At 39.2% G+C, this 7884-nt stretch carries 8 protein-coding genes; 4 read left to right on the forward strand and 4 right to left on the reverse strand.

The features are described 5' to 3' along the window. Positions 1–7 precede the first annotated feature (7 nt). The gene (locus tag GSF09_RS10785) at positions 8–415 is read right to left on the reverse strand and encodes an Rrf2 family transcriptional regulator (protein ID WP_159801240.1); all 408 of its coding nucleotides are present in this window, start codon (positions 413–415) and stop codon (positions 8–10) included. A gap of 207 nt (positions 416–622) precedes the next feature. On the opposite strand from GSF09_RS10785, the gene GSF09_RS10790 reads away from it, so the two are divergent. From GSF09_RS10790 to GSF09_RS10800, 3 genes are all read left to right on the forward strand, one after another. Continuing rightward, positions 623–1156 (forward strand): YceI family protein, encoded by a 534-nt coding sequence (locus tag GSF09_RS10790; protein ID WP_159801242.1) that lies wholly within the window; start codon positions 623–625, stop codon positions 1154–1156. After that, the gene (locus GSF09_RS10795; RefSeq protein ID WP_159801244.1) at positions 1153–1584 is read left to right on the forward strand and encodes a DoxX family protein; all 432 of its coding nucleotides are present in this window, start codon (positions 1153–1155) and stop codon (positions 1582–1584) included. Before GSF09_RS10790 ends, GSF09_RS10795 begins: the two co-directional genes overlap by 4 nt. A 90-nt stretch (positions 1585–1674) precedes the next feature. After that, entirely contained in the window at positions 1675–3069 is a 1395-nt protein-coding gene (locus GSF09_RS10800; protein ID WP_159801246.1) for an FAD-binding oxidoreductase, read from the forward strand. On the opposite strand, the gene GSF09_RS10805 is transcribed toward GSF09_RS10800, so the two are convergent. From GSF09_RS10805 to lysA, 3 genes are all read right to left on the reverse strand, one after another. Continuing rightward, positions 3062–4303: a sodium:proton antiporter gene (locus tag GSF09_RS10805; RefSeq protein WP_159801248.1), complete on the reverse strand. Its 1242-nt coding sequence runs from the start codon at positions 4301–4303 to the stop codon at positions 3062–3064. The two genes, GSF09_RS10800 and GSF09_RS10805, sit on opposite strands and share 8 nt — an antisense overlap. Positions 4304–4376: 73 nt before the next feature. Further along, positions 4377–5024, reverse strand: coding sequence for an HAD family hydrolase (locus tag GSF09_RS10810; protein ID WP_159801250.1), 648 nt, complete (start codon positions 5022–5024; stop codon positions 4377–4379). Positions 5025–5099: 75 nt separating this feature from the next. After that, positions 5100–6326, reverse strand: a complete 1227-nt coding sequence (lysA, locus tag GSF09_RS10815; RefSeq protein WP_159801252.1) for a diaminopimelate decarboxylase — start codon at positions 6324–6326, stop codon at positions 5100–5102. Positions 6327–6589: 263 nt separating this feature from the next. Between lysA and sucC the strand changes: the two genes are divergently transcribed. Continuing rightward, positions 6590–7783: an ADP-forming succinate--CoA ligase subunit beta gene (gene sucC / locus GSF09_RS10820; protein WP_159801254.1), complete on the forward strand. Its 1194-nt coding sequence runs from the start codon at positions 6590–6592 to the stop codon at positions 7781–7783. Positions 7784–7884 lie beyond the last annotated feature (101 nt).

Here is a 7884-nt window from a genome sequence, read left to right on the forward strand (position 1 = left end):
AAGTTATTTAAAATCTTTCTGAAAATTCCTTTAAGGATACTTTCCTCAGTTTTTCATTAACCATATTATTTATATCGGTATATAAACTTTCCAGGTTTTGGTTTATCTTTTTTCCCACAACACAATCGGGGCAGGGTTCATTTTTTGAAAATCCTAAATGCAGTTCTTCATGTGTGATTTTAAGGATATCCTCAAAATTTATTTTGCTTGCATCTTGTGCCAGTGCAGTACCGCCATTTTTACCTTCACGGCTTTTAACAAGATGATTTTTTTTAAGGTTGGCTATCTCTTTGCGCACCAATACAGCATTTATATTCAGGCTTCCTGCAATAAAATCTGAAGAAAGGTATTCATCAGGAAATTTGCTTAAGAGCGTGAGTATGTGTACTGATATGGCAAACTTTCCTGTTATCATTATTACTGTAATAAAATTTATTACAAATATAAATATTTTATTTTAAACCGGTACTTTGCTAATAGAATAGCATATCATTAAATTAAATGTGCTGTATGTATAATCTCTTTTTAAAATTTAAAATTATCTTCTGCTTTACATTATTTTAACTAATTTTTGATGTATTTTCCTTAATTTTATGGTGCTAAAACCAAAAAAATATTTAATATGGCTACAAAAAAATGGAGCGTAGACCCTGCGCATTCGGAAATACAGTTTAAAGTTAAGCATTTGGTAATTTCAACTGTTACAGGTTCATTCGGTGAATTCAGTGGCGAAGCCGTTACTCCTGAAGACACTTTTGAAGGAGGAGAAATAACTATAAAAATAAAGGCTGACAGCATTAATACAAACCATGAACAACGCGATGGCCACCTGCGTAGTGCTGAGTTTTTTGAAATAGAGAACCATCCTGAAATTACTGTGAAAACAACTTCTATAAAGCAGGTAAGCGGTGATGACTATGAAATTATGGCCGACCTTACTATGAAAGGCGTTACCAAACAGGTAAAATTTAAAGGCGAGTACGGTGGAAAGGCAACCGATGGTTACGGCAATAATAAAGTTGGGCTGGAAGTTACTGCAAAAATAAACCGTAAAGATTATGGCCTTAACTGGAATGCGGTAATAGAAGGAGGCGGGCTGACAGTGAGCGAGGAAGTAAAACTTATTGCCAACCTGCAATTTGTTGAGCAGCAATGATAGGTGTTTTTAATACAACATATAATAAAAATCTGTATGATGTAGCCCTTTTAATTTTAAGGTTGGGCGTGGGCTGTTTTATGATGACGCATGGCCTGCAAAAGCTTAACCTTATTATGGAGCCGGGTACAGCACAGTTTATAGACCCTATAGGAATAGGGGAGTCTGCCACATTATCCCTGGCAGTGTTTTCAGAGTTGGTGTGTTCATTTTTAATAATAATGGGCTTTGCCACCAGGCTTGCCGTTATACCGCTTATTATTACAATGCTGGTTGCAGTATTTGTAGTACATGACAATGATGCTTTTAATGAAAAGGAATTGGGTAGTTTATATCTTGTAATTTATATACTGCTCCTGGTAGTGGGCAGTGGCAGGTATTCTGTTGACCAGCTGATATCAGGCAGGAAAAGAAAAGTAAATTATTAATTTTACTAAATACTTTTTAGAGCCCTGAAATGTTATTGTTTCAGGGCTTTATTTTTTATTGAGGATTTACAAATCTGCTATATTTGCGGTATGGACACTACACTATTAAACAGGCTTAAAAGCATAGTTGGGGAAAGCTACTTTTTTATAGACGACGAAACCCGTTACCATTACGGGCATGATGAAACTGAGGATTTCAATTTTCCGCCAACTGTTGTGGTAAAGCCCGGCAGTGCTGAGGAAATATCACAGATAATGATACTGGCAAGCGAACACAAAATACCGGTAGTGCCTATAGGAGGGCGTACAGGGCTTAGTGGTGGAGCATTAAGTATTTATGGAGGTATAGGTTTGTCTGTTGAAAGGTTAAACTCTATTGAAATTGATGAAAAAAACCTGCAGGCTATTTTAGGCCCTGCGGTAATTACGCAGGTATTCAGGGAAGCGGTAAATGAAAAAGGCTTATTTTATCCCCCTGACCCCAGCAGCCAGGGCAGCTGCACCATTGGTGGCAACGTAGCAGAAAACTCAGGTGGGGCACGTGCTGTTAAATATGGTGTTACAAAAGATTATGTGCTGAACCTTGAGGTTGTTTTGCCTACAGGTGAAATTATATGGACTGGAGCAAACACACTTAAAAACTCTACAGGCTATAACTTAACACAACTAATGGTGGGCAGTGAAGGCACTTTGGGTATAATCACTAAAATAGTAATGAAGCTTTTACCGGCTGTATCGCATAACATATTAATGTTGGTGCCATTTTTCAGGGCGGAGCAGGCATGTGAAGCCGTTGCGGAAATTTTCCGTGCAGGAATAGTGCCCAGTGCGCTGGAGTTTATGGAGCGGGATGCTATAGACTGGGGATTAAAATATCTTGACAGTGTAAACCTGATAATAAAGGATGAAGTAGAAGCACACCTGCTTATTGAGGTGGATGGAAACCAGCCCGAAATGCTTTTTGCCGAAGCTGAAAAAATTATGGCAGTACTGGAGCAGTTTGATACTGATGAAATACTTTTTGCCGATACCGAAGACCAGAAAAATGCGCTTTGGAAGTTGCGGCGTACAGTAGCTGAAGCGGTAAAATCAAACTCTGTTTATAAAGAGGAAGATACGGTAGTGCCGCGTTATGAACTGCCTGTTTTACTGAAAGGGATAAAGCAGATAGGGAAAAAATACGGCTTTCAGTCGGTATGCTATGGTCATGCAGGTGATGGCAACCTTCATGTAAATATTATAAAAGGCGATATGCCAGAAGAAAACTGGAAGAATGAAGTGCCTAAAGGCATTAGGGAAATATTTGAGCTTACGGTATCTTTAAAGGGCACAATTTCGGGAGAGCATGGTATAGGCTTTGTGCAAAAAAATTATATGGATATAGCTTTTCCTCCTGTGCAGCTGCAGCTTATGAAAAACATAAAAGCCGTTTTTGACCCCAACAATATCCTTAACCCCGGAAAAATCCTGCCGGATACTATTTAGGTTCGGCTAAAATTTTTGTCGCTACCTTACCTATTGTAAGCCCCTGGACTATAATACTAAACACCACTACGAAATAGGTTATGGCTATTATAGTTTTTTTATACGGGTTGTCATCTATAGATAAGGCAAGTGCAATGGAAACACCGCCCCTTATACCGCCCCATACCAATATTTTAATAGTGCCCTTGCTGAATTTTTCCCTGAATTTTATAAACTTGGTGGGCAGCCATATTGATACCCAACGGGAAAATATAACAATAGCTACACTTGCCAGGCCGGGAATCCAGTAATTATCCAAGTCTTTTATAATTAAAAGGTTAAATCCTATAAAAAGAAATAATATAGCGTTTAGTATTTCGTCATTAAGCTCCCAAAATTTATCAAGGTAATCTTTGGTTTCAGCGGACATAGTCCACCTTCTTTTAAAATTACCGATAATCAAGCCGGCAAACACCATGGTTAAGGGCCCTGAAAAATGCAGTAGGGAAGCAATTAAATATCCGCCCATCACTACAGAAAGCGTTATAAGCACCGATACCTTATAATCGTCAATCCTGCGCATCGCTTTAGATGCTCCTATTCCTAAAGCTATCCCTAACAGGAACCCTCCACCGGCTTCTTTTATAAAAAGCCATAAAACATTTAATATGGTAGGCTCATACTGGTTATCCTGCGCAAGCTGTAAAATAACGGCAAAGGTTACAATAGCCATACCGTCATTAAATAATGATTCGCCGGCAATCTTCGTTTCAAGTGATTTGCGTACCCTTGCACCCTTTAAAATACTGAGCACCGCCACTGGGTCGGTAGGAGATATGAGTGCCCCGAAAAGCAGGCAGTATATATAAGGTATTTCAAGGCTGGGCATGGGTATAAAATAAATCATGGTACCCACTGCAAAAGTTGATATTATAACACTTACGGTAGAGAAAACCATAATGGGGGTGCGCTGTTCCCTGAGGTCTTTCAGGTTGATATGTATAGCCCCTGCAAAAAGGAGGAAATTAAGCATGGCGCCCATAAGCACCTCTGTAAAATCAAAACCTGTTATAAGTGCAGAGATCCTGTTGGATATACTGGGTACGGTATTGCCAAAAAGCACCAGCATGATAGATACTGCCATTGCAATTACCATAACACCTATTGTGGAGGGGAGTTTTAAAAAGCGTACATTGAAATAAGCAAAGAATGAGGCTAAAACAATAAGTACAGAAAGCGAATAATAAAGTTCCATAGGCTTGCAGGTTTCAGTTGCAAAAGTACTGAAAATATAGGTTTTTTCCGTTGCTTCCTATTGGATTAAACCATTAGGTATTTCTTAAAATCCAACGGCTGAAATCAGGTACGTTATAAAATAAGTGGTCAGGCTCAAGTAAATTCAATTTTTCAGGTTCAGCAGTTTCAGCCCATGCTGCTGCGGCAATAGGTATGCCTGCTTCCCGGCAAGCTGTTATGTCGCTTGGTGCATCGCCTATGTATATTACTTCATGTTTCTCTATATCACGCCATACCTGGAGTATAGATTTAATACCCTGTGGTTTGCTGGGGCCTTGTGGCAAACCTGTTTCAAGTAGTTCAAAATAATCTGCCAGCCCAAATCTCTCCAGTGAAATATCAGCACTCTTTTTTCCTTTACCCGTAACCATTGCAAGCCGAACGCCCTTTGTATTTAATTGCGTTAGCAACTCTTTCATTCCATCAAATGGCGCAGGGCACATTTCATGGTGCGCTTTATAATGCATAATATAATCTGCTACACCATTATCATAATAATCAGGTGCGAGGGACATAATAGTACCTTCTTCAGATGGCCCGAATGTAGCAATGATTTCCTCATCGCTGACAGTCCTTTTTATATAGGGTTCTATAGAAAGGCGAAATGCATGAATGCATAAGGGAAGTGTATTGGCCAGAGTACCGTCAAGATCAAAAATTACAGCTTTAAATTTTTGCATTTCTATCAGTTTAGTGCAAAAATAAAAAAACCGCACCTAATAGGTGCGGCTCATTACCAGATAATATAACCTAAACTAATTATGAACTTCTTCTTTTTCAAAATTTAAAATAACCTGGTTGTGCACAATGTCATCTATAGTTTCACGCCGGCGGATAAGGTGGGCTTTCCCTTCATGCCATAAAACTTCGGCAGGGCGTGTGCGCGAGTTGTAATTGCTCGCCATAGAGAAACAATAGGCACCTGCATTATAAAAGCAAAGTATATCACCTTCTTTAATTTCGGCTATGCGGCGGTTGCTGCCAAAGGTATCTGTTTCGCATATATAGCCAACTATGCTGTAAAAACGCTCCCTGCCTGCCGGGTTAGATAAGTTTTCAATATGGTGGTATGACCCGTAAAGCATGGGGCGTATCAGGTGGTTAAAGCCGCTGTCGATACCTGCAAATACAGTTGAAGTGGTTTGTTTTACAACATTCACTTTTGCTAAAAAGTATCCGGCCTCACTAACAAGGAATTTGCCAGGCTCAAAACATAGGGTAAGTTCCCTGCCATATTCTTTGCAGAAGTTATTAAAACGCTTGCTGAGTTTTGTGCCCAACTCTTCAACATCAGTTTGTATATCATCCTTTTTATAAGGTACTTTAAAGCCGCTGCCAAAGTCAATAAATTCCAGTTCCCTGAAATGGGCTGCTGTTTCAAAAAGTATCTCAGCCGCATAAAGGAATACTTCCACATCAAGTATATCACTGCCTGTATGCATATGTATGCCATTAATGTGCATGCCCGTGTTTTCAACTATGCGCAGCAGGTGTGGCATCTGGTGTATGGAAATTCCAAATTTACTGTCTATATGCCCTACAGATATATTGCTGTTACCACCTGCCATAACATGTGGGTTTATGCGGATGCATACCGGGATTTTAGGGTGCTTAGTGCCAAATTGCTCCAGTATGGAAAGGTTATCTATATTTATCTGCACACCAAGTGCTGCTACCTCTTCAATTTCCTCCATAGAAACCCCGTTAGGGGTATAAATTATCCGTTCAGGTGTGTAGCCTGCCATAATGCCCAGTTGCACTTCCTGTATGGAAACAGTATCAAGCCCTGCGCCGAACTGCTTTAGTAATTTTAGTACAGATATATTGCTTAAGGCCTTTACAGCATAATTTATCCTTAAGCTCCCCACTTTGGAAAAAGCATTTTCCAGCCTTTGGTATTGCGACTGTATTTTTTGCGCATCGTAAACATACAGGGGGCTGCCAAATTCTTCAGCCAAATGCACTAATTGTTTTGCCTCCATTATAGTATATATTATTTATGCAAAATTATCTGTGGGAATCATCCAATACAAAAATTAAACAAATAATAACAAAATATAACAAATTGTTTATTTTATAACTTTTTGTAATAGTTTACAATATAAAAATGCATACTATAAATCATTACCTTATAAGCTACTTTAATGATAGGGCTGACTTAACGATAAAAAAATAAAAATACTTTCAGCCATTGGATGTATTTTGCTATTTTTGTTCCACTTTTAATAAGATAAATGCATTAATTATGAATTTACACGAATATCAGGGAAAAGAAATACTGGCAAGCCATGGCGTGCGTGTACAGCGTGGTATTGTAGCTAACAATGCTGCCGAAGCCGTTGCAGCCGCTAAGGAACTAACTGCCGAGACCGGAACAGGCTGGCATGTTATTAAAGCCCAGATTCATGCCGGAGGGCGTGGAAAAGGCGGTGGTGTTAAACTTGCCAAGAACCTTCAGCAGGTAGAGGAAATTGCAGGGCAGATTATAGGTATGGACCTAATAACTCCGCAAACACCTCCTACAGGTAAAAAAGTACACAAAGTACTTATTGCCGAAGATGTTTACTATCCCGGAGAAAGTGAAACTTCAGAATTTTATATGTCGGTACTTCTTAACAGGGGTAAAGGCCGCAATATGATTATGTATTCTACCGAAGGCGGTATGGATATTGAAGAGGTTGCCGAAAAAACACCTCACCTTATTTTTACAGAGGAAATTGACCCTGCTGTAGGGCTACAGGGCTTTCAGGCAAGAAGGATAGCTTTTAACCTTGGACTTAGCGGAAATGCTTTTAAAGAAATGGTACAGTTTGTAACAGCACTTTATAAAGCTTATACAGAAAGTGATGCATCGCTTTTTGAAATAAACCCTGTACTTAAAACATCTGACAACAAAATCCTTGCTGTAGATGCTAAAGTTGTTCTTGATGACAACGCTTTATACAGGCAAAAGAAATATGCCGACATGCGCGACATACGTGAGGAAAACCCGATTGAGGTTGAAGCCAAGGAAGTAGGGCTTAACTATGTTGACCTTGACGGTACTGTAGGCTGTATGGTTAATGGTGCAGGACTTGCCATGGCAACTATGGACCTTATTAAATATGCCGGTTTTGAACCTGCAAACTTTCTTGATGTGGGGGGTACTGCCGATGCCAAACGTGTTGAAACAGCTTTCCGTATAATACTTCGTGATCCTAATGTAAAAGCAATACTTATTAATATATTTGGTGGTATCGTTCGTTGCGACCGTGTTGCACAGGGTGTTGTTGACGCTTATAAAAACATGGGTGACTCCATTAAAGTGCCTATTATTGTACGTTTACAAGGTACCAATGCCGAAATAGCAAAAGAACTTATAGATAATTCAGGTATGCCAATCCTTTCAGCTACTTTATTCCAGGAAGCTGCTGACCAGGTTAAGGCTGCCCTAAGCTAATGCTTAAATAACATATGACTAGTCCTAAAATAGGTTGGCTATTTTTGATTAGACAAATTTGAAAAAAGTTCAGATATTTTCAAGATGTCTGAACTTTTTCT

The organism is Flavobacterium sp. MK4S-17 (assembly GCF_009848495.1).
Classification (GTDB): Bacteria; Bacteroidota; Bacteroidia; order Flavobacteriales; family Flavobacteriaceae; genus Flavobacterium.

Coding starts and splice junctions, on each gene's coding strand:
- sucC (WP_159801254.1), top strand. CDS start 6,590: ATGAATTTACACGAATATCAGGGAAAAGAAATACTGGCAAGCCATGGC.
- GSF09_RS10795 (WP_159801244.1), top strand. CDS start 1,153: ATGATAGGTGTTTTTAATACAACATATAATAAAAATCTGTATGATGTA.
- GSF09_RS10790 (WP_159801242.1), top strand. CDS start 623: ATGGCTACAAAAAAATGGAGCGTAGACCCTGCGCATTCGGAAATACAG.
- lysA (WP_159801252.1), bottom strand. CDS start 6,326: ATGGAGGCAAAACAATTAGTGCATTTGGCTGAAGAATTTGGCAGCCCC.
- GSF09_RS10785 (WP_159801240.1), bottom strand. CDS start 415: ATGATAACAGGAAAGTTTGCCATATCAGTACACATACTCACGCTCTTA.
- GSF09_RS10810 (WP_159801250.1), bottom strand. CDS start 5,024: ATGCAAAAATTTAAAGCTGTAATTTTTGATCTTGACGGTACTCTGGCC.
- GSF09_RS10800 (WP_159801246.1), top strand. CDS start 1,675: ATGGACACTACACTATTAAACAGGCTTAAAAGCATAGTTGGGGAAAGC.
- GSF09_RS10805 (WP_159801248.1), bottom strand. CDS start 4,303: ATGGAACTTTATTATTCGCTTTCTGTACTTATTGTTTTAGCCTCATTC.